Genomic DNA, 20,417 nt, shown 5'->3' with positions numbered 1-20,417 from the left:
CTTTAATCTTTCCTTTCACCTGTCTCTTCTTCCGAAGTCATGGACACCCAGAATCCCGAGACCTGGACGGTTCCGGTATCCGACGTTTCTTCCGCGAAATATCCCGATTCCAGAAATTCTTCTCCATCAACCGCCAGATGGATCTCTGCCGGTTCCCCGTATTCCGTATCTCCCATATGGCGTTCCAGTCTGTTTCCTGCCTCATAAATCTCCCGATACCGTTTCACGGTCTTTGAATAGCCGGAGACACTGAGAAGCATCGCCTCAGCTACCAGAAGAAGGATCAGAAACGCCGTCATCAGCTCCACCAGTGTTGAGCCATTCTCATTCCGTTTCCATCTCTTTTTCATGGCTTTTCCTCCCCACTCCGTTCCGCCGAAGACGGCGTACTCACGAAAACAGGTGCCATGGGGATCAGTCTCGACGCACCTTCCTTCCGGTCATTTACAGTACAGACCGCCTGTAACACAAGTCCTGAACCGTCCTCTTTCCAATAGGAGGAGATGACTGTCTCGATCCTCTTTTTCTCCCCATTTCCAGTCTCTGCCCACACTGCCGCCTCCGTCTCCGGAAGTCCCTCCGGTCCCTGTAATTTTTCAAGGATTCCTGTCGGCTCCTCCTGACACATATTCTCCACAAGGATCTGCACCACCGCCTCGGCTGCCAGCCTCGCTTCCGTTCCAGCAGCAAAGTTCAATGCTGAACGATAGCGCCTTGCCCCAGACGAAAAGAGAAGTGAGGTAAATACCGTGACAAACAGCACGGTCACCAGAACCTCCGCCATCACAAATCCTTCGCTCCGGTTCTTTCTCACCGCCACTCCCTCCTTATCGAATACTTCCATACATGTTCCACATCGGCTCCATGATTCCAAGGATCAGGATTCCGGTAAAGATCCCGATCAGCAGGATCATTACCGGTTCCAGCAGGTTCACCAGCTTATTCAGCGCCAGATCTGACTCATGTTCATAGCTTCCCGCGATCCGCTCCAGCATTTTATCCAGGTGACCCGCCTCTTCTCCCGTAACGATCACCGCCGCCAGTTTCTTTTCAAATCCACCACTCTCCCGGATTGCCTCGCTCAAAAGCATTCCGCTGCTCACACACGCCATGATCGTCCTGATCTCCCGGTCCAGATACCTGTTTCCGATCGTTCCCTCCGTATATTTCAGGCAGGATGTGATCGGAAGTCCACTGGAATAAAGGCTGGACATGTTCTCACAGAATCTTGCCGTACAGATGATCCTTATCTGCCGTCCGACCACCGGAAATTTGCAGATTACCCGGTCATAGCTGTAACGAAACCATACTCTTTCCGTCAGGATCTTCCATCCTGCCAGGATCATAACAGCCGCCACTGGCAGGAAATAGCGGTACGCATACAGAAAATGGCTGATCCCCATGAGGATTCTTGTAAGAAGCGGCAGCGTCACATCCACCAGGATCGGCTCTAACGTCGGCAGGATCTCCAGAAATACGAACAGCATTAGAAAGATCATCATCAGAACCAGGATCTTCGGATACAAAACCGCGCTGCGGATTTTTCCCTCTGTCCTGTGTTCTTTCTCATAATGGACCGCCAGCCGTGCCGTCGTCCTGACAAGCTGGCCGCTCATCTCCGCTGCCCGGATCATCTGGATCGCCGGTTCCGGAAACCGCCCGGTTTCTTCCATGGCATCCCCGACGGTCTTCCCCTCGGTCATGAACGCTCCCAGTTTTCGACACGCCAGGCAGAACTCCCGGTCGGTATCATCCTGCTGCATGATCTCCAATGTTTCCGGAATTGATAATCCCGACTCCACCAGGACAGAAAACTGCCTGAAAAACTCCGACAGCCTTTCTGCTCCAAGCTTTTTACGCTTTTTCATACAAAGCTTTCCCCCCTATTTCCGTGCTGGGCGTAGCCGCCTGCGGTAAAACAAAACGGCGCAGTTATCCACTGCACCGTGTAAAATCAATATTTTTATGATGTTATTCAATATTTTTATGATGTTATTTTACGGAATCTTACAAAACTTGTCAATGTATTGTCCGCAGACGGTCTACTTTCAATATCTTCGCCGTTGCTTCGCATTCCAAATCGGCAAATCCACTACCACCACTGTATTGTACGACTCATAGCCGCACCACCCGGTCACACACCTTCTCCAGAAGCTCCGGCGAATGGCTCACCGCAATCATCCCCATCTCCCGGCGCTTCAGTTCCTTCAAGACAAAATCCCAGATCTGTCCCTGTGTAATAAGGTCCAGCATCGTCGTCATCTCGTCCGCGATCAGAAGCTCCGTCCGTCGCCCCAACGCTCTCGCAATACAGAATCTCTGAAGCTCGCCGCCGGAGACCTCCACTGGGAACCGGTCTTTCCAATCGTCCCGGATCCCAAGTCCCGCCTCGATCCGTGCCCGCTCGCTGGGATTCTCAAAGGTCCAGTCGCCTTCCTCCAGAACCGTACTCAACCGTCTCTTCGGATTCACCGAGAGTTCCGGATGCTGCCATACCATCTGCACCGGGCAGTAGCCACGAAGCTCAAGAACCGGCATCCCGTCCACAAGAACCTCCCCCGAATCCGGCCTCTCGTACCCCGCCAGAATCTTGCAGAGCGTCGTCTTCCCGTATCCGCTGGGCGCCATGATCCCCACACTCTCTCCGGGTTCCACCGTAAGGTTCACATGATCCAGGATCTGTCTCGTCCCTTTTCCATATTTAAAAGAAATATCTCTCGCTTCCAGCCTCATCTGCCGTATTCCTTTCGCATGTCCTCTAAGATCTCCCCCATATCGCAGAGCTGTTCCCCATCCTTCTTCCAGTTCTTCGGCATGGACCGAAACAGCGCCTTCGTGTACGGATGTTTGAGATTCCTCTCATCCTGAAATGCCGCCGCATCTGTCTCCTCGACGACTCTGCCGCCGTAGAGCACGATGACCCGGTCAGCTGTCAGGAGCGCCAGCTCCAGGTCGTGGGTGATCAGCAGCACGCCTGCCCCATCGTCCGCCATCTCCCGGAAATGTCCCATGACGCGGGTTGCCGCCTCCAGGTGAAGTCCCGGTGTCGGCTCATCCGCGATGACGAGCTTTGGCTTCTCCATCACCGCCGTGGAGATCAGGACACGCCGCGTCATGCCGCCGGAGAGCTGAAATGGGTATTTTCCCCGGATATCCGGGGCTAAGCCATAGCGCTTCAGCACCGCCAGGCATTTTTCCTTCACAGAAACATCCTTTTTCCCGTTCTGGATCTGATCCCCAATCTTCATAAGCGGATCCAGGTAAGAAACGCTCTGGGGCACCAGAACGATCTCATGTCCCCGGAGTCTTTTGACCTTCTTTTCCGTAAGCGGCTCCCCAAGAAACCGTATCTCTCCGTCCATTTCACTGTTGTATGGAAGAATTCCCATGATCGCATGGGCCAGCAGACTTTTTCCCGAACCGCTGGATCCCACCACCGCGACGATCTCACCACTTTTTATTTCCAGGTCCATCTTCTCCACCGCATGGATCGTCCGCCTGGAAAATCCCCGTTCATACTGGGTGAAGGTGACGGAGAGGTCCTTAACTTCCAAAATCGTATCATTCATCTTCCCCGCCTCCTTACTCATGAACACTGCCCGGATCCAAAAGTCTGCAGAGTTCCTGTCCGATATAATGAAACAGAAGCACGGTCCCAACGAGGAAAAGTCCCGGGAACAGCGCCAGCCACCATTTTCCCATAGCCAGATATTTCATGCTTTCCGAAAGGATCACTCCGACGGCCGGACTCTCGGAAGACAGACCGAAGCCCAGGAACGTGATGCTGGCTTCATGCAGGATCGCATGGGGAAACATGAGCACCAGGCCCGTGATAAACTGCGGAACAAGATTCGGTGCCATATGGGAAAACGCGATGTAAAATTTCCCTTTTCCAAGCTTTTCCGCGATCTTCACATACTGACTCTGCTTCAGCTGCAAGACCTCCCCGCGGATCAGCCGCGCCAGGGATGCCCAGTGGGTAAACGCGATTCCGCAGACAACGCCCCAGAATCCACGCCCGCAGGCAAAGGAGATCAGGATCAGAAGCAGCATATGGGGAATTCCCATGACGATATCGATAAGCAGCCGCACCGCACTATCCACGAACTTTCCGAAGACCGCCGCGCTGAGTCCCAATATAAAGGCCATCACCGCGCTGACTGCCGCCGTCAGAAGTCCGATCCGGATACTCAAAGAAAGTCCCGCAACTGTCCGCACGAACATGTCACGTCCCATCCAGTCCGTTCCAAAAGGATATTGTATACACGGTGCCAGATTTTTTCTCGTAAAATCCGTCCTGATGGCAGCTTCCTGCCAGAAACTTCCGAGCACCGCAATGACCGCTAACAGCACAGCCGCCAGGATCAGAAGCGCGAAGCTCTGTATTCTGCGATTTTTCTTCATCAGCGCTTCGCCCCCTCTCTGATCCGCGGGTCGATCACGCCGTAGAGAACATTCGCCGCAAGGTTTCCCGCCGCGACGATCACCGCTGTAACCACCGTGATCCCCAGAAGAAGCGGCACATCGCTTCCAAGTCCTGCCGTCACAGCCGCCTGGCCCAATCCCGGATAGGAAAATACCTGTTCTACAAGGACGGAGCCGCCGATGATCTCACTCACCGACGCGAACTGCAGCGTCATGGCCGGCAGAAGAATGTTCCGAAGTCCATGACGACGTAAGATCGACCAGTCCGACTCGCCTCTGGCTCTCGCGAACAGCACATAGTCGCTCTCCATGACCTCGATGAGCTTTTCCCTCGTGTGCAGGGCGATGGAGGAAATTCCCGTGATGCTGAGGGCCGCCGCCGGGAGAATCGCATGGCGGATCCTGTCCGCAATGGAGATCTGCCCGGCATCCATGCCGATGGGCACACTGAATCCGATGGGAAACCAGTGAAGCTTCACCGCAAATACCATAAGCAGCACCATTGCCACCCAGAATGCCGGGGTGCTGGCCACAAACAGGGAATATCCCGTCACGATCCGGTCCATGATCCCACCGCGCTTTTTTCCTGCGAGAACGCCGAGGAAAAAGCCAAGAATACCAGAAAACAACCATGCCGTGAATAAAAGCCAGATGGAATTCATGACCTTCTCCCCGATGATCTCTGCCACCGGACGGCGATATAAAAGGGATGTTCCCATATTTCCGTGGAGAAAGTCTTTCAGCCAGTTCAGATACCGCTCCACCGGAGGCAGATCTGTTCCCCAGTAGCTTTTCAGCTTTGCGATCTGCTCCGGGCTCATAGAGCCCAGAGCTGTCTGTCCGACATTTGTCTGAAGCGGATCTATGGGTGAGACCGTCAGGAGCCCAAACGCCAGAATGCTTACCAGAAGCACCATCAGACACATCCGCACTGCCTGTCTGCCAAACCACAGACCCGTTTTCTTTATTTCCATGTCCACTGGTCGACATTGTTTACGATCGACCAGCCATGTCCATGTGGGTGAAGCTTCTGCTCTGCCACCTGCAGACCATCCTTCACCCAGTATAAATGATCAATATTTACAAGCCAGATCCACGGAAGGTCACCATCCTGGGTAATTCCAGATGTTCCGTCCCACTGGGCGTTTTTCCAGAGTTCATAGGACTTTTCCAGATCGCTCTCCGCCAGGGCCTCGTCCATATATTCGTCCACCTTTTCGTTTGCATAAGGGGAATACTCCGCGTATTCCTTTCCCGGTGCCGTGTGGTAAATATTGTAAAGTTCCATCGGTGTGTGGGCGCCCCATCCCCACATAAGCGGCGTGGACTGTGCCCGGTCATAGGCGGTATCCCAGCCGACGCCCTCTGTCGTCACCTTGATTCCAATCTCTTTCAACTGGTTTGCGGTGTCCTCCGCAAGTGCCTGGCGGACGGAATCCCCTGTCGGATAGAGCATGTTGAACTCGGCGCGGACACCGTTTTTCTCCAATATTCCATCACTTCCGGCAAGCCATCCGGCTTCCTTTAAGATTGCTGCCGCCATATCCGGATCATAATCCACCTCCGCTGCCTCATTGTACCACGGCATCTGATCACAGACACTGTAGGCCGCTGTTCCGTATCCGTTCAACACATGCTCGATCATCTCATCCCGGTCGATCGCCAGGTTGATGGCCCGGCGCACATTGATATCGCTGGTGAAATCATTTCCCATCGGCACTCCGTTCTCATCCGTCTCCCCCGCCGGGATCGCCGGCAGGTTGAAGCCGCGGTTGTCCACGGTCTTGCAGACCAACAGGGAAAATCCGTCTACGGTCTGATCCGAGTACGCCGCGGAAGTGTATGCAAGATCCACCTGCCCGGAGAGAGCCGCCGCATAGGCCGCATCCTCGTCCATAAATAAAACCGTCACCGTCTTCATCTCCGGCTCATCCCCGTAGTAGTCCGGGTTTGCCGTGAGGATCACCTGCTGCCCCTTATCCCACTGTTTCATGATGTAGCGGCCAGAGCCGATCGGATTGGAACCATAGTCCGGTCCATAAGCATGTTCCGGGACGATTCCGGTAATTGCCATCGTATATGGCCATATGGAATACGGGCGGGTCATATCAAATTCCACAGTGGTATTGTCGAGGGCTTTTGCCTCTTCTAACATCGTAAAGTCATTGACAGAACTGGTATCCCGCAGTGTATTGTAGGTAAATGCCACATCCTCCGCTGTCAGCGGTTCCCCGTCCGTAAATTTTACATCGTCCCTGATCGTCACGGTCCATGTCATCCCATCATCGCTGACGTTCATATCTGTCGCCAGATCATAACCGATCGTCATATCTGCCTTTGTTACCGTCAGCGTACTCTGGATCAGCGGCTCATGGACATGTTCCCCCGCGCCCCATCCGTATGCCGGGTCAAATCCAGCCTCAGGCTCAGATGATGGTCCCATTACAACGATAACAGAATCTTTTTCATTATCCTGCTCCATCCCGGCAGCTGCTTCTGTTTTCTCCGCCTCAGAGGACTTTTCCGCGTTGGAGGTTTCTGTTGTTCCCGAACTATTTCCGGCGCAGCCCGCCAGGGAACATACCATTGCTGCTGTCAATGCCGCTGCTATTGTCTTTGTTGTTTGTTTTTTCATGAATTTATCCCCGTTTCTTTTTTATACCTGGTAATATCTAACGTCCCACACAACTAAAAATACCAGAAAGAGGCATACTTTCTGTATGCATCAACCTTCCTGGTATTGTATTATTTGTCTCTATAGACTGTGCATCTGGCTCCGATGCCATGCGGCAGTAAATATTTCTCGGTTTAAACCGCCTTGGGCGGGGAACTCTTTTATGAGTATGGGCTTCAGCCACATAATAGTAATATTATAGTAGACTTTTTTTCAAAAATCAACGTTTTTCCGGTCCATGACCTTGCAGAACGTGATTCCTGCCGCCGTGCTGGCGATGGTCGCGAGGAGCGCCGGTCCTGCGATAGCCGCCGGGCTGACACTGCCGTACTGGCTGCGGTAGGCGATCATGTTGATGGGAATGAGCTGGAGTGAGGAAATATTTACGATCAGGAACGTGCACATCTCATTGCTGGCAGTGCCCGACTGTCTCGCCAGACTGCTCTGCCCTGCCGTATTTTTCCTCTTATCCGGCGCTTTTTCCTCCCGTCTCTCATCCTCCAGTTTCCCCAACTCTTCCATCGCCTTTAACCCTGCCGGTGTCGCCGCCCAGCCGAGTCCCAGCATGTTCGCAATCATATTTGTCGCGATATATTTCCCCGCCGGATGTCCGTCCGGGAGATTCGGAAAGAGAAACCGGATCACCGGACGCATCTTCTCCGTCAACGCCTCGATGAGTCCCGCTCGCTCCCCGATCTTTAAGATCCCGCACCAGAACGACATGATCCCAAGCATCGTAACACCCAGAGTCACCGCCTCTTTCGCCGAATCCAGCAACCCATTCGTCACTGCCCCCATATTTCCATGAAACGCCGCCCAGAAGATCCCGGCTGCCATCATTCCTGCCCAGAGCATATTTAACATAAAAAATCCCGCATTTCTGTCAAAGTCGGCGACGCTTCGGCTGCCTGCACTCGAAGCGCAGATACGCCAAACCACCACCTGAATTTCTTTATCTTATGACAGAAATACGGGATCTATGAACTTTATAAAACTGCTTTCCTGAAAATTTATATTCTGGCTGATTCACATGATCTGCACAACAGCCTCTCTGAGTTTTTTACTCTCCGCACAGCGCCGCCATAACCTCCGGCACCGTCTCGATCTTCTCACAACGGTATGCATTGCTTCCGCAGAACAGCAGCGCCTCATCAATCTTTCCTTCTGCGGCGTTGATCAGCGCTTTCGTGATGCAATACGGTGTTTCCGCCGGATTACAGTGTTCCAGACACCGGAAGCACCGCTCCACCTTCACCGGTCCCTGAGCAACACGCTCTAAAAACTTATTTTTGATCGCTCTGCCCGGCATTCCAACCGGACTCTTAACGATCACAATGTCTTCCTCTTTCGCGTTGATATATGCCTCTTTGTATGCAATATCCGCGTCACATTCTTCAGTCGTCACAAATCTCGTCGCCGCCTGAACGCCCTCCGCGCCAAGCTCAAACTGGTGCAGAACGTCCTTATGATCAAAAATTCCCCCCGCCGTGATGACCGGGATATGTTTTTTGTACTTCTCCGCAAAGCTTTTCACCGTCTCGATGATTCCGCGGATCTCCTTATCATAAGCCGCTTCATTAAATGTCTCGGCTACATGGTCTGTGTCGGCTCCAAGCTCAGTGAGCTGTTCCCTGGAAAATCCGAGATGACCGCCCGCGCACGGTCCTTCCACTACGACGAAATCCGGTGCTGTGTGGTACTTTCTATCCCACATCCTGCAGATCACAAGAGCAGATTTCACAGAGGAAACGATGGGCGCGATCATGGTACGCCGCTCTTTCTTTTCAGAACCTCCGTTCTCAATCTCCGCCTCCGCGACAAATTTCGGCATGTCGATCGGGAGACCGGCGCCGGAGATGATCACGTCCGCTCCGGCTTTCACCGCCTCTTTCACATAGGACGCGTACTCCTTCGTTGCGACCATGATATTAAAGCCCAGAATTCCCTGGGGCGCTTTGTCCCTGGCTTTCTTAAGCTCGGAATGGATCGCTCTCAGATTCGCCGCCATCGGATTTTTTCCGAAATCCTGATCCTTAAATCCAATCTGGGCTGTGGAAATGATTCCGATTCCTCCCGCCTTCGCGACTGCTCCGGCTAAGGACGAAAGGCTCACGCCGACCCCCATTCCTCCCTGGATCACCGGGTGCTTCGCCACGAGGTTCCCTATTTTTAATGGTTTCAGACCGATTGCTGCCTCCATATTTCCTCCTAAATTATAACTCCCCGTATTTGTTCCATCTCTAACATGACCATATGCTGGTCCGCACGCTGCTGGAGCGCTGCCTAAAATTTCCGGAATCTCTCATACCGGCGCTCTGCTAACGTCTTCCCGTCAAGCTGTGTCCACGCTTCAATGAACTCCTCCATGGCATTCTCCATAGTCTTCGCGATCTCCGGAAGCGTCTCAGGGTCTGCCGGTTCCGGCTCCGGGATCACACGCTCGATAATTCCGAGTTCCTTTAATTCCGCCGCGGTCATCTTCATGACCCGCGCCGCCTCGTCCGCACGCTTGCTGTCCTTCCAGAGGATCGATGCGAAACCTTCCGGGGAGAGAACAGAGTACACCGCATTCTCCATCATCCAGACCTCGTTCGCCACAGCCATGGCAAGCGCTCCGCCGCTTCCGCCCTCTCCGATCACGATGGAGAGCACCGGAACGGTGAGATCTGACATCTCAAAGAGATTTCTCGCGATGGCCTCTCCCTGTCCGCGCTCCTCGGCTTCCATTCCGCAGAAGGCTCCTGGGGTATCTACAAAGCACACTACCGGGCGTCCAAAGGTCTCTGCCTGCTTCATGAGACGCAGCGCCTTCCGGTATCCGTCCGGGGACGGCATTCCGAAGTTGCGCTTGATGTTGTCCTTTGTATTCTTACCCTTTTCCTGCCCGATCACTGTCACAGGCATTCCGTGGAAGGAAGCGATTCCGCCGACGATGGCACCATCATCTTTGCAGTAACGGTCTCCGTGAAATTCCATGAAATCATCAAAGATCGCACGGATATAATCCGTAGCCACCGGACGGTCCGCCTTTCTGGAAAGCAGGACAGAATCCCATGCGCTGCGGATTGCTCCTGCTGCCTTTCCGGAACCATGATGCGCTCTCTTCGCAGAAGAATTCTGCTCTTTTTCCTCAAAAGCCGCCCTGTCAACTGTGTTTTCCGTTTTCCAGTCCGCAAGACATCCGCTCTCCGGCTTCTTATGAAGCTTTAAGATCATCGCCAGCGTCTCTTTTAATTCCTCACGTTTCACGATCTTATCGACAAAGCCGTGCTCCACAAGGAACTCCGCTCTCTGGAAACCTTCCGGCAGCTTCTGCCCGATGGTCTGCTCGATGACACGAGGTCCCGCAAAACCGATGAGTGCCCCCGGCTCCGCGAGGATGATATCTCCTAACATCGCGAAGCTTGCCGTAACGCCGCCCGTTGTCGGGTCCGTCAGGACACTCACATAAAGCTGTCCCGCCTCATGATGTCTCTTTAAAGCCGCAGAAGTCTTTGCCATCTGCATCAGGGAGACCATGCCCTCCTGCATTCTCGCGCCGCCGGAGCAGGCGAAAAGGATCACCGGAAGCTTTTCCTCCGTGGCGCGCTCCACGGCTCTCGTGATCTTTTCACCCACGTTGTGGCCCATGCTGCTCATCAAAAATCTCGCATCGCAGACACCGACAACGGTCTTCTGTCCGTGGATCGTGCAGGATCCGGTGACGATGGCCTCATTGAGCTGTGATTTTTCACGGGCTGCTGCAAGCTTCTTCTCGTATCCTGGGAAGCTTAACGGATTGGAGACCTGCATGAACTTGTCCCACTCCTCAAAGCTTCCCTCATCCGCGATCATCTCGATCCGGCGGTACGCATGGACACGGAAGTATCCGCCGCACTTCGGGCAGATATAAAAGTTCGCCCTTACATCGTCCGTGTAGATCGGCTTTCCGCATTTATTGCACTTTTTCCACAGCCCGGCAGGAATCACCGGCGCGTCCTCCTCTGCCGTTCTGGCAGATTCCTTTTCTCCCGCACGGTATTTCATATCGATCTTCGTATATGTTTTTTTAAACATATCCCTTAGCATATATAAAAGCTCCTTTCAAGACTGTGAAAATTGCACGTTCAGCCATGCAGTCTTCTTGTTTTCATGTTCCATGAAAACAAGAAGCTCGTGGCGTTCCGCATATACATAGTTAGTCATAAACGTGCTTATGCAAGCAAGCTTGCAACACACGTCTATGCCTAACTATGTGCATGGCTGAACTGGTATAATCCTATTCTTTGGTATACTCCGGAAAATGCGACGGAATGAAGTTTGTATCCACATTTCCCGCCTGAAAATCCGGATCGCTTAAAATATCATACTGGAAATCCAGATTCGTATTGATTCCCTCGATGACAAGCTCCCCGAGGGCGCTACGCATCTTCGCGATGGCGGACTCCCGGTCCTTGTCCCGCACGATCAGCTTTAAGATCATGGAATCATAGTTCGGCGGGATCCGGTAATTGTTGTAGACCGCCGTGTCCACACGGACTCCCCTGCCACCCGGGAGATGGATATCTGTGATCATGCCCGGGCATGGCATAAAGTTCTTCTCCGGATTCTCCGCGTTGATCCTGCATTCGATAGCATGGCCGGAGATCTTGATGTCCTCCTGGCTCACGGAGAGCGGTTCCCCCGCAGCGATCTGGATCTGCTCTTTGATGAGGTCCATGTCCGTGACAGCCTCCGTCACCGGATGCTCCACCTGGATCCTCGTATTCATTTCCATAAAATAGAAATTTTTATCTTTATCTAAAAGGAACTCGATGGTTCCCGCATTCTCATATCCGACCGCCTTTGCCGCGCGGACTGCCGTCTCACCCATCTTTTTCCGAAGCTCCCCGGAGATCGCCGCTGACGGGGATTCCTCAAGAACCTTCTGGTGTCTCCTCTGGATCGAGCAGTCGCGCTCACCGAGATGGACCACATTTCCGTAACGGTCGCCTAAGATCTGGAACTCGATGTGGCGCGGATTCTCCACAAACCGCTCGATATACATGGTATTATCGGAAAATCCCTTAACGGATTCCATCTGGGCATTTAAGAAGTTCGCCTCGAAATCTTCCTCCGACCTCGAAACGCGCATTCCCTTTCCGCCGCCGCCGCTGGACGCCTTGATCATCACCGGAAAGCCGACCTCTTTCGCGGTCTTAAGGCCTTCCTCCACGGTGTAGACCGGCTCTTTGCTTCCCGGAACCACAGGAACGCCCGCCGCCATCATAGTTTTTCTTGCCTCGGACTTATTTCCCATCTTGTTAATGATCTCAGCTGACGGTCCGATAAAGCGGATATTGCATTTTTCACAGAGCTCCGCGAAGCGGGCATTCTCGGACAAAAATCCGAAGCCCGGATGGATAGCATCTGCCTTCATGACAACGCATGCGGTTAAGATCCGCTCCATATCGAGATAGCTCTCCGTGGACGGCGCCGGTCCGATACAGATCGCCTCGTCCGCAAGAAGTGTGTGCAGTGCGTCCCGGTCTGCCTCGGAGTAGACGGCAACCGTCTTGATCCCCATCTCCCGGCATGCCCGGATGATCCGAACGGCGATCTCGCCGCGGTTTGCGATTAAAATCTTCTGAAACATCTCTTCACCAGTCCTAACCGATCATAAATGTGAGTTCCGCAGATACCGCGACTTTGCCGTCCACGGTAGCGACCGCCTTTCCAACACCGACCGGTCCTTTCTGCTTGATGATCTCGCATTCCAGACGGAGCTTGTCGCCCGGAACTACTTTCTTCTTAAACTTTACATTATTCATTGCGCCGAAATACGCAGTCTTTCCTTTGTTTTCCTCAACGCTTAAGATCGCGACAGCGCCTGTCTGTGCCAGCGCCTCAACGATCAGGACGCCCGGCATTACCGGCTCCTGCGGAAAATGGCCCGCGAAATACGGCTCATTGTATGTCACAGATTTATATCCGACGGCTCTCACGCCCGGCTCCAGCTCCTCCACACAATCCACGAGAAGAAACGGATGTCTGTGGGGAATGATTTCCTGAATTTCTTTGATTCCTAACATGATTTTTATCCTCTATCCAATCTTTCACAGCCCGCGCGGCAATGCGCGGGCCGCCAAACGGTTATCTTTATTAATTAACGAATCCGGAATAACGGCTGACCATACTCAACCGTCTCCTCGTTCTTCACAAGGATCTCCTCTACGATTCCGTCATACTCGCTCTCGATCTCATTCATCAGCTTCATGGCTTCCACGATTCCGATGACCTGACCTTTTTTCACGGTATCTCCGACTTTTACATAGTCCTCTGCGTCCGGTGCCGGGGAGGAATAGAACGTACCCACAAGCGGACAGGTGATCACTTTCTCGGAGATTCCGGAAATTTTCTTTTCCGCATTTTCACCGGAGACCTGCTCCATAGCGGTCACATCCGCGGTCTGGATCATGGAACCCTGTCCCGGGACCTGCATAACGACCGGTGTCTGCGCCGCCGCAACGATTTTCTTTTCCCGCTTCATGCTCAGTTTCCAGTCGCCTTCCTCAAGCTCGAAACCGGTCATGCCGTTCTCTGACATTGCCTTCATTAATTCAATGATCTCTTTTACTTCCATTGCCGTTCTCCTTACTCCTCAAACTTTCTGACAAGCAGGCACGCATTGTGTCCGCCGAATCCCAGAGAGTTCGTCAAAACTGTCTTTACTTCCATGGAAACGCCGTCGCCCTTTGTATAATCAAGATCGCATTCCGGATCGTCTACTTTTAAGCCCGCTGTGGCATGAACGAAGCCGTCCTGGATGGATTTTACACAGTCGATGAACTCAACGCCGCCGGCAGCGCCTAAGAGGTGGCCGATCATGGATTTTGTGGAGTTGATCTTTACTTTATATGCATGGTCACCGAGCGCAAGCTTGATGGCCTTTGTCTCGAATAAATCGTTGTGGTGGGTCGCTGTTCCGTGGGCATTGATGTAATCGATGTCCTCCGGCTTCATTCCCGCGTCAGCAATTGCGTATTCCATTGCCTTTGCGGCACCGCTTCCGTCCTCCGCCGGAGAAGTAATGTGATAAGCATCGCCTGTCGCTCCGTATCCGGCTAACTCCGCGTAGATCTTCGCTCCGCGGGCTTTTGCATGTTCTAATTCCTCTAAGACAACGACACCTGCGCCCTCGCCCATGACGAAACCGTTTCTCTCAAGATCGAACGGAATGGAGGCGCGCTCCGGATCCTCAGAGGTGGAAAGAGCGGTAAGTCCGGAGAATCCCGCAACGCCTAACGGTGTGATGCAGCTCTCAGTTCCGCCTGCGACCATGACCTCCGCCTCGCCGTGCTGGATCGCACGCATTGCCTCACCGATGGAGTTCGTACCGGACGCGCACGCTGTCACGACGTTGATGTTCTTTCCCTTTAAGCCAAACTGGATGGACACGTTTCCTGCTGCCATGTTGCTGATCATGAGCGGCACCAGAAGCGGGTTTACGCGGTTCGGTCCTTTTTCCAGAAGCTTCTTATATTCCTTCTCGATGATCTGTAAGCTTCCGATACCGGAGCTCACGCAGACACCGACACGGAACGGATCTTCCTTTGTCATGTCGAGGGAAGAATCCTCCAGCGCCTGACGGGCTGCCGCTACCGCAAACTGTGCGAAACGCTCCATTCTTCTTGCCGCCTTCGGATCCATATAGTCCTTCGGCTCGAAGTCCTTGACCTCTGCCGCGAGCTTTGCTTTATAATCAGTCGTGTCAAAATAGGTGATCGGTCCAAATCCGAGTTTCTTCTCTTTTAATCCGTTCCAAAATGTCTCAACATCGTTTCCGATCGGGGTGATCGCGCCCATTCCTGTTACTACAACTCTTCTCATGCTCTTCGTTCTCCTGTTCTAAATATGTTATCAGCCACGCCCCGCGCAGATGATAACCGAAACATCCGCTGTCCGGCTATGTGGCCGGAACAGGCGCTTTTTCCAACTGTCTTTTACATCGCCATGCCGCCGTCCACATGAAGAACCTGGCCGGTAATATAAGCTGCCTCATCGGAAGCAAGAAATGCGACTGCCTCCGCAATGTCTTTTGTCTCACCGAAATGCTTTAACGGAATCTGCTCGCCCATGGCTTTCTTTACGTCCTCCGGCAGCACATCCGTCATCTCTGTACGGATAAATCCAGGTGCGACTGCGTTCGATGTGATTCCGCGGCTTCCAAGCTCTCTCGCAACGGATTTCGTGAGTCCGATGATGCCGGCCTTAGATGCGCAGTAGTTTGCCTGACCTGCATTTCCCATCACTCCGGAAACGGAGGAGATGTTGATGATCCGTCCGCCTCTCTGCTTTAACATCTGGCGGGAGACATGTTTGATGCAGTTGAATGCGCCCTTTAAGTTTGTGGCAATAACTGCGTCAAAATCGTCCTCGGACATCTTCATGATCAGGTTGTCTTTTGTGATTCCGGCGTTGTTCACAAGAATGTCGAGACGGCCGTATTTCTTTACGATCCCATCGATCATTTCTTTGGATTTTTCGAAATCACTGACGCTGCACTGCATGCTCTCCGCCATTCCGCCGTTTGCTGTGATCTCGTTTACGACTTCCTCTGCTTTTGCTGCGGAGCCGTTATAGTTGACAATGACGGTCGCGCCGTATCCAGCCAGTGTCAAAGCGATCTGACGGCCGATTCCGCGGCTTGCGCCTGTCACAAGAGTAACCTTCCCTGTTAAATTCATGTTTCCCTCCGTGTTTCTATCAGTCAGCCGCCAGATTTTTGTCTCTGACGACATTATTTACTAATTTCTCTTTCGATCACTTAGTTCAGCTTCTCCAGATCCTCAAATTTCTCAATGTTGATGACCGTCGCTTCCCTGTTGATCTTTCTGATAAATCCAGCTAACGTCTTTCCCGGTCCGATCTCAATAAAACGGTCAACACCGTCCGCCAGCATAGTCTCCACGCTCTGCTGCCATCTGACAGAAGAAGATACCTGGCGTGTCAAAAGCGGCTTTACGTCCTCCGCCTTTGTCACATAAGCGGCTGTCACATTCGCCACATACGGGATCTTTGGCTCAGATACCGGAATATTCTCCAGAAACCTTCCAAGCTTCTCCCCGGCTCCCTCTAAAAGATAGGAGTGGAACGGTCCACTGACATTAAGCGGGATCACACGTCTTGCACCTACCTCTTTTAACTTCACCGCCGCGGTCTCCACCGCCTCCTTGAGGCCGGAGATCACGATCTGACCCGGGCAGTTGTAGTTTGCGACCTGCACGTTCGGGATCTCGTCCACAACTGCATTGATCTCATCTGCCGTCATGCCGAGGACAGCGCTCATTCCGCCGACTCCCGCCGGAACTGCCTCCTGCATGAGGATTCCTCTCTCCCGGACCGTGCGGATCGCGTCGTCCGCCGTCATAACGCCTGCTGCCACCAGTGCGCAGTACTCGCCAAGGCTTAAGCCAGCCGCCACATCCGCATGGATGCCCCGCTCCTCCATCACCTTCATCATGGCAACGCTCGTGGTCACCATTGCCGCCTGCGTATACTCCGTGATGTCCAGACGGTCATTTTTCTCAAAGCATAACTCCGGAACGGAAAAACCTAAAAGCTCCGTCGCACGGTCAAATACTGCCTTTGCAGTCTCCGAATTTTCATAAAAATCCTGGCCCATGCCGCATACCTGCGCGCCCTGTCCCGGAAAAATAAATGCTGTCTTTCCCATGATTCTCCTTACTTCTGACATCCGCCAAGCAGCTTATCTGCCTGCTCCATCATCTCATCGATCATTTCCTTACATGTCTGCTCTTTCGTTACAAGACCTGCGATCTGACCTGCCATGACGGTTCCATTTGTGGTATCGCCTTCCTGAACGGCTTTTCTGAGAGTTCCAAGTGTCAGATACTCAAGCTCCTCAAAGGATTTTCCTTCTGCCTCAAGTCGGTTATACTCTCTTGTCATCTGGTTTCTCAGGCAGCGGACCGGATGTCCGTGGGTTCTTCCTGTTACCGCAGAATCGATGTCCTTTGCTTTAATGATTCTCTGCTTATAATTTTCATGAACGATGGATTCCTTTGCGACAACAAATCTTGTTCCCATCTGGACTGCCTCAGCGCCCAGCATGAAAGCCGCCGCGATTCCTCTTCCATCACCGATGCCGCCTGCCGCGATGACCGGGATGGATACCGCGTCAACGACCTGCGGAACGAGAGTCATGGTGGTCGCCTCACCGATATGTCCGCCGGATTCGGTTCCCTCTGCAACGACAGCATCAGCGCCGCCGCGCTCCATAAGCTTCGCAAGAGCCACAGAAGCAACGACTGGAATCACGATGATCCCTGCCTCCTTCCACATCTTCATGTACTTTGCAGGATTTCCGGCTCCTGTCGTAACAACCTTCACGCCCTCTTCAACAACCACCTTCGCCACATCATCCGCATACGGGCTCATTAACATGACATTAACGCCGAACGGCTTCTTTGTCAGTGCTTTCGCCTTACGGATCTCTTCACGGACAACCTCTCCCGGCGCGTTTGCGCCGCCGATGAGGCCAAGACCGCCTGCCTCGGAAACAGCGGCAGCAAGATGATGCTCAGCGACCCAGGCCATACCGCCCTGAATAATCGGATATTCGATTCCCAGCATTTCTGTAATTCTTGTCTTCATTTTTATTGCTCTCACTTCCTGAAATCTATCTGTCGGGTATTGCCCGGAATTATCTTTATATCAGTAAAACGCGTCATAGACGCGTTTTTACTCTGGTTTATTCGGTTTGATTATTCCTCAACACCTTTATCTTTTAAGTACTTCATAACATCGCCGACCGTTGCGAGATTCTGAAGGTCCTCAGCCGGGATCTCTACGGAATACTCATCCTCAAGAGCCATAACAAGCTCAAATAAGTCAAGGGAATCTGCACCAAGGTCATCCTTGAAAGAGGTTGCCTCTGTGATGCTGTCTGCGTCTGTGCTTAACTGCTCTGCGATGATTTCTTTCATTTTTTCTAACATGATTTGATCTCCTTTAAATGTTCTTATTATTTATATTTTATGAGTTTTTGCAATTTTTTGTTCTTTCAAATTATTTCTTATTATGTAGATAACTTCTCCTGCTTTCCGGATGAATCCGATATCTACCACTCCATGAGTACTGCACCCCAGGTCATTCCGGCTCCGAAGCCTGACATGATGATCTTGTCGCCCCTCTTCAGCATATCTTTCCGGATCATATCGTCTAACAATAACGGGATCGATGCCGTTGATGTATTTCCAAACTGACTGATCGTCATCGGGAATTTCTCCATCGGCTCCTTCAGGCGTCTCGCCGTTGCCTCAATGATCCGCTCATTCGCCTGATGAAGAACATAATATTTAATGTCTTCCATTTTTGTCCCGGTCCGCTGTAAAAGCTCCATAACACTCTCCGGCACCTTCCGCACTGCGAATTTGAAAACTTCCTGTCCATCCATGGTCATAAATCCGAGCTCCGGCTTTGTACCTGTGAGAAAGTTTCCGACGGTTCTCGAGGTGCAGGCGAGAACATCACCCTTTGTTCCGTCCGCTCCCATCATCATGTCGATGATTCCGGTCTCTTCCGCTTTTAAAACGGCTGCCCCTGCTCCGTCTCCAAAGAGGACACAGGTGCCGCGGTCACTCCAGTCTGTCACTTTGCTGAGGGTTTCCGCCCCGATGATCAGCGCCGTCTTGTAAATTCCGGCTTTAAAAAATCCTTCCACGATATTCATGGCGAAAATAAATCCCGCGCATGCCGCCGAGATATCGAAGGCAACTGCATTCACTGCCCCGATGGCCGCCTGAACACTGCAGGCATCGCTGGGATAATTCCGGTCCGGGGACGAAGTCCCGAGAATGATGATATCCAGCTCTTCCGGGGCAACTCCTGCTGCCGCAAGCGCCCGCTCAGCTGCCTTCGCCGCCAGATGGCGCGTTCCCTCTCCGGAGGAGATCCGGCGTTCCCGGATTCCGGTCCGTGTCCGGATCCACTCGTCATTCGTGTCCACGATCTTCGACAGATCGTCGTTCGTAATCAAATTCTCCGGCACATACGCGCCGATTCCAGCAATTCTGGCTGTCATCATCTTCTAAATCCTGCCATTTCGTTTATGCGGAAGGAATTTTATTCCCCGCAGTAGTTTTTAATTTCAAATAGTTTGATATTCAAAATGTTTGATTCTAATGGTAATAGATGTCTGCTGTTTTGTCAAGTGAATTTTTGTTTTTCCTTCTCACCGCCTGCTGCTTAAGTAAACCTGCAACCATTCAGTACCCTTGTGGTTCCACGCAAAAAAAGATGGAATGACGCCTTTTCACCTGTTTAAGCTCAGTATTTGCCGCATCTGGACTGGTCAAATTATTTAAAATTGGATATTTTAACAATGCCATATCTCAGATATGATAATCACATATTTACCGCATGCGAAATTTTCCCGACAATTTGCTATGGCTCACCACCAGAAAAAGTGGGAGTCTTATCTGACTTAGATAAAAGGAGCGATATTATGAGTATTACAAGCGATTTCAGCAAATTTAAAAAAATCGATGCCCACAGCCATATTGGCACCTTCGGCAGTCCGTTCAATATCCACTTTAATGCAGACCTTCTCTTAAAACAGATGGAAGAATTCAATATTGAAAAGACGATCCTCTGTTCCGACGGCCCGCACACAAATGAAGAGACCGTTGCTGCCTTCAAGGCTCACCCGGATAAGATCATCCCGCTCATGTGGATCAACTGTGCCGAAGGAAAACCGGCTTACGATGCCTTAGAGCATTATATCCGTGACGAACACTTCGCCGGTGCAAAGCTTCAGTCCCTCTTTGACGGCTACTGCGCCGATGATCCCTGCGTGGATCCCGTCGCTGAGATCTGCGAAAAGTACGGAAAACCGTTATTCATCCATTCCGGTCATCCGCCCTTCTCCCTTCCGTGGCAGATCGGACTTCTGGCTGAGCGCCACCCGCACCTCCCGATCGTCATGATCCATATGGGACATGCCCACGGTGTTTACGTCGATGCAGCGATCACCATGGCAAAAAAATACGACAATATCTGGCTTGAGACCTCCGGAACCTCCATGAGTGTCCAGATCGCCAACGCCTACAACACCGTCGGCCATGAGAAAGTCATGTTCGGCATCGACTCTCCGTTCCATGCCCCGACCGTTGAGATCCAGAAGATCATGGCATGCGGCGTGGATGATGAAGGACTGGAGAACATTTTCTATCATAACGCAGCTAAATTTATGGGATTAAAATAGAAGTTTTTGTATCCACTGCAGAAACAGGGGGTAAATGTTACAGCAATTTTTTAAATTGTGTCACTGAAATTT

Annotated in this window: 21 protein-coding genes; 1 reads left to right on the top strand and 20 read right to left on the bottom strand. The window is 52.2% G+C overall.

Features of this window, described 5'->3' with window-relative positions:
- Window positions 1-2: 2 nt before the first annotated feature.
- The 20 genes from DW826_RS12015 to DW826_RS11920 all read right to left on the bottom strand — a co-directional run bounded on the left by DW826_RS12015 (window position 3) and on the right by DW826_RS11920 (window position 19,163).
- Entirely contained in the window at window positions 3-350 is a 348-nt protein-coding gene (locus DW826_RS12015) for a type II secretion system protein (protein WP_117469951.1), read from the bottom strand.
- Entirely contained in the window at window positions 347-844 is a 498-nt protein-coding gene (locus DW826_RS12010; RefSeq protein WP_117469950.1) for a hypothetical protein, read from the bottom strand. Before DW826_RS12010 ends, DW826_RS12015 begins: the two co-directional genes overlap by 4 nt.
- A complete protein-coding gene (locus tag DW826_RS12005) occupies window positions 828-1,868 on the bottom strand; it encodes a type II secretion system F family protein (RefSeq protein ID WP_117483885.1) in 1,041 nt (346 codons plus the stop codon). Before DW826_RS12005 ends, DW826_RS12010 begins: the two co-directional genes overlap by 17 nt.
- A 247-nt stretch (window positions 1,869-2,115) precedes the next feature.
- Complete coding sequence (locus DW826_RS12000; protein WP_117513016.1) at window positions 2,116-2,733, bottom strand: ATP-binding cassette domain-containing protein; 618 nt, start codon at window positions 2,731-2,733, stop codon at window positions 2,116-2,118.
- Window positions 2,730-3,569: an ABC transporter ATP-binding protein gene (locus tag DW826_RS11995; protein WP_117552819.1), complete on the bottom strand. Its 840-nt coding sequence runs from the start codon at window positions 3,567-3,569 to the stop codon at window positions 2,730-2,732. Before DW826_RS11995 ends, DW826_RS12000 begins: the two co-directional genes overlap by 4 nt.
- 13 nt (window positions 3,570-3,582) lie before the next feature.
- On the bottom strand, window positions 3,583-4,404 hold the full coding sequence (locus DW826_RS11990; RefSeq protein ID WP_117469946.1) for an ABC transporter permease: 822 nt from the start codon (window positions 4,402-4,404) through the stop codon (window positions 3,583-3,585).
- Window positions 4,404-5,399 (bottom strand): ABC transporter permease, encoded by a 996-nt coding sequence (locus tag DW826_RS11985; RefSeq protein ID WP_117513018.1) that lies wholly within the window; start codon window positions 5,397-5,399, stop codon window positions 4,404-4,406. Before DW826_RS11985 ends, DW826_RS11990 begins: the two co-directional genes overlap by 1 nt.
- Complete coding sequence (locus tag DW826_RS11980; protein WP_117552818.1) at window positions 5,390-7,060, bottom strand: ABC transporter substrate-binding protein; 1,671 nt, start codon at window positions 7,058-7,060, stop codon at window positions 5,390-5,392. The genes DW826_RS11985 and DW826_RS11980 overlap by 10 nt, the downstream gene beginning before the upstream one ends.
- Before the next feature lie 252 nt (window positions 7,061-7,312).
- Entirely contained in the window at window positions 7,313-7,963 is a 651-nt protein-coding gene (locus tag DW826_RS11975; protein ID WP_117470022.1) for a nucleoside recognition protein, read from the bottom strand.
- Window positions 7,964-8,159: 196 nt separating this feature from the next.
- Window positions 8,160-9,299: a nitronate monooxygenase family protein gene (locus DW826_RS11970; protein WP_117483880.1), complete on the bottom strand. Its 1,140-nt coding sequence runs from the start codon at window positions 9,297-9,299 to the stop codon at window positions 8,160-8,162.
- 83 nt (window positions 9,300-9,382) lie between these two features.
- Complete coding sequence (locus tag DW826_RS11965; RefSeq protein ID WP_117483879.1) at window positions 9,383-11,167, bottom strand: acetyl-CoA carboxylase carboxyltransferase subunit alpha; 1,785 nt, start codon at window positions 11,165-11,167, stop codon at window positions 9,383-9,385.
- A gap of 190 nt (window positions 11,168-11,357) precedes the next feature.
- Entirely contained in the window at window positions 11,358-12,713 is a 1,356-nt protein-coding gene (locus tag DW826_RS11960; RefSeq protein WP_117483878.1) for an acetyl-CoA carboxylase biotin carboxylase subunit, read from the bottom strand.
- Window positions 12,714-12,726: 13 nt separating this feature from the next.
- Entirely contained in the window at window positions 12,727-13,149 is a 423-nt protein-coding gene (gene fabZ / locus DW826_RS11955) for a 3-hydroxyacyl-ACP dehydratase FabZ (protein ID WP_015553938.1), read from the bottom strand.
- Between the two features lie 74 nt (window positions 13,150-13,223).
- A complete protein-coding gene (gene accB / locus DW826_RS11950) occupies window positions 13,224-13,700 on the bottom strand; it encodes an acetyl-CoA carboxylase biotin carboxyl carrier protein (RefSeq protein WP_015553937.1) in 477 nt (158 codons plus the stop codon).
- 11 nt (window positions 13,701-13,711) lie between these two features.
- Window positions 13,712-14,947 carry a beta-ketoacyl-ACP synthase II gene (fabF, locus tag DW826_RS11945; RefSeq protein ID WP_015553936.1) on the bottom strand — a complete coding sequence of 412 codons (1,236 nt, stop codon included), beginning with the start codon at window positions 14,945-14,947 and terminating at the stop codon, window positions 13,712-13,714.
- 113 nt (window positions 14,948-15,060) lie between these two features.
- Window positions 15,061-15,804: a 3-oxoacyl-[acyl-carrier-protein] reductase gene (gene fabG, locus DW826_RS11940; protein ID WP_117470021.1), complete on the bottom strand. Its 744-nt coding sequence runs from the start codon at window positions 15,802-15,804 to the stop codon at window positions 15,061-15,063.
- Between the two features lie 80 nt (window positions 15,805-15,884).
- On the bottom strand, window positions 15,885-16,793 hold the full coding sequence (gene fabD / locus DW826_RS11935; protein WP_117552817.1) for an ACP S-malonyltransferase: 909 nt from the start codon (window positions 16,791-16,793) through the stop codon (window positions 15,885-15,887).
- An 8-nt stretch (window positions 16,794-16,801) separates the two neighbouring features.
- Entirely contained in the window at window positions 16,802-17,740 is a 939-nt protein-coding gene (gene fabK / locus DW826_RS11930) for an enoyl-[acyl-carrier-protein] reductase FabK (RefSeq protein WP_278286476.1), read from the bottom strand.
- Between the two features lie 104 nt (window positions 17,741-17,844).
- Window positions 17,845-18,078 (bottom strand): acyl carrier protein, encoded by a 234-nt coding sequence (gene acpP, locus DW826_RS11925; RefSeq protein WP_015553932.1) that lies wholly within the window; start codon window positions 18,076-18,078, stop codon window positions 17,845-17,847.
- A gap of 122 nt (window positions 18,079-18,200) precedes the next feature.
- A complete protein-coding gene (locus tag DW826_RS11920; RefSeq protein ID WP_117552824.1) occupies window positions 18,201-19,163 on the bottom strand; it encodes a beta-ketoacyl-ACP synthase III in 963 nt (320 codons plus the stop codon).
- 423 nt (window positions 19,164-19,586) lie between these two features.
- On the opposite strand from DW826_RS11920, the gene DW826_RS11915 reads away from it, so the two are divergent.
- Window positions 19,587-20,345: an amidohydrolase family protein gene (locus DW826_RS11915; protein WP_015553930.1), complete on the top strand. Its 759-nt coding sequence runs from the start codon at window positions 19,587-19,589 to the stop codon at window positions 20,343-20,345.
- The last annotated feature ends 72 nt before the right edge of the window (window positions 20,346-20,417 follow it).

The sequence above is a fragment of the Clostridium sp. AM34-11AC genome, assembly GCF_003435375.1.
Classification (GTDB): Bacteria; Bacillota; Clostridia; order Lachnospirales; family Lachnospiraceae; genus Pilosibacter; species Pilosibacter fragilis.
This window is presented reverse-complemented; position numbering and strand designations above follow the sequence as displayed.

Bases quoted from the DNA above. Each gene is read 5' to 3' on its own strand.
- DW826_RS12010 (WP_117469950.1), bottom strand. From the start codon at position 844: ATGGAAGTATTCGATAAGGAGGGAGTGGCGGTGAGAAAGAACCGGAGC.
- DW826_RS11975 (WP_117470022.1), bottom strand. From the start codon at position 7,963: ATGTTAAATATGCTCTGGGCAGGAATGATGGCAGCCGGGATCTTCTGG.
- DW826_RS11970 (WP_117483880.1), bottom strand. From the start codon at position 9,299: ATGGAGGCAGCAATCGGTCTGAAACCATTAAAAATAGGGAACCTCGTG.
- DW826_RS11985 (WP_117513018.1), bottom strand. From the start codon at position 5,399: ATGGAAATAAAGAAAACGGGTCTGTGGTTTGGCAGACAGGCAGTGCGG.
- fabG (WP_117470021.1), bottom strand. From the start codon at position 15,804: ATGAATTTAACAGGGAAGGTTACTCTTGTGACAGGCGCAAGCCGCGGA.
- fabD (WP_117552817.1), bottom strand. From the start codon at position 16,793: ATGGGAAAGACAGCATTTATTTTTCCGGGACAGGGCGCGCAGGTATGC.
- fabZ (WP_015553938.1), bottom strand. From the start codon at position 13,149: ATGTTAGGAATCAAAGAAATTCAGGAAATCATTCCCCACAGACATCCG.
- DW826_RS12005 (WP_117483885.1), bottom strand. From the start codon at position 1,868: ATGAAAAAGCGTAAAAAGCTTGGAGCAGAAAGGCTGTCGGAGTTTTTC.
- fabF (WP_015553936.1), bottom strand. From the start codon at position 14,947: ATGAGAAGAGTTGTAGTAACAGGAATGGGCGCGATCACCCCGATCGGA.
- DW826_RS11995 (WP_117552819.1), bottom strand. From the start codon at position 3,569: ATGAATGATACGATTTTGGAAGTTAAGGACCTCTCCGTCACCTTCACC.
- DW826_RS11960 (WP_117483878.1), bottom strand. From the start codon at position 12,713: ATGTTTCAGAAGATTTTAATCGCAAACCGCGGCGAGATCGCCGTTCGG.
- DW826_RS11915 (WP_015553930.1), top strand. From the start codon at position 19,587: ATGAGTATTACAAGCGATTTCAGCAAATTTAAAAAAATCGATGCCCAC.
- DW826_RS11965 (WP_117483879.1), bottom strand. From the start codon at position 11,167: ATGCTAAGGGATATGTTTAAAAAAACATATACGAAGATCGATATGAAA.
- DW826_RS12015 (WP_117469951.1), bottom strand. From the start codon at position 350: ATGAAAAAGAGATGGAAACGGAATGAGAATGGCTCAACACTGGTGGAG.
- DW826_RS11980 (WP_117552818.1), bottom strand. From the start codon at position 7,060: ATGAAAAAACAAACAACAAAGACAATAGCAGCGGCATTGACAGCAGCA.
- acpP (WP_015553932.1), bottom strand. From the start codon at position 18,078: ATGTTAGAAAAAATGAAAGAAATCATCGCAGAGCAGTTAAGCACAGAC.
- accB (WP_015553937.1), bottom strand. From the start codon at position 13,700: ATGGAAGTAAAAGAGATCATTGAATTAATGAAGGCAATGTCAGAGAAC.
- DW826_RS11920 (WP_117552824.1), bottom strand. From the start codon at position 19,163: ATGACAGCCAGAATTGCTGGAATCGGCGCGTATGTGCCGGAGAATTTG.
- DW826_RS11990 (WP_117469946.1), bottom strand. From the start codon at position 4,404: ATGAAGAAAAATCGCAGAATACAGAGCTTCGCGCTTCTGATCCTGGCG.
- DW826_RS12000 (WP_117513016.1), bottom strand. From the start codon at position 2,733: ATGAGGCTGGAAGCGAGAGATATTTCTTTTAAATATGGAAAAGGGACG.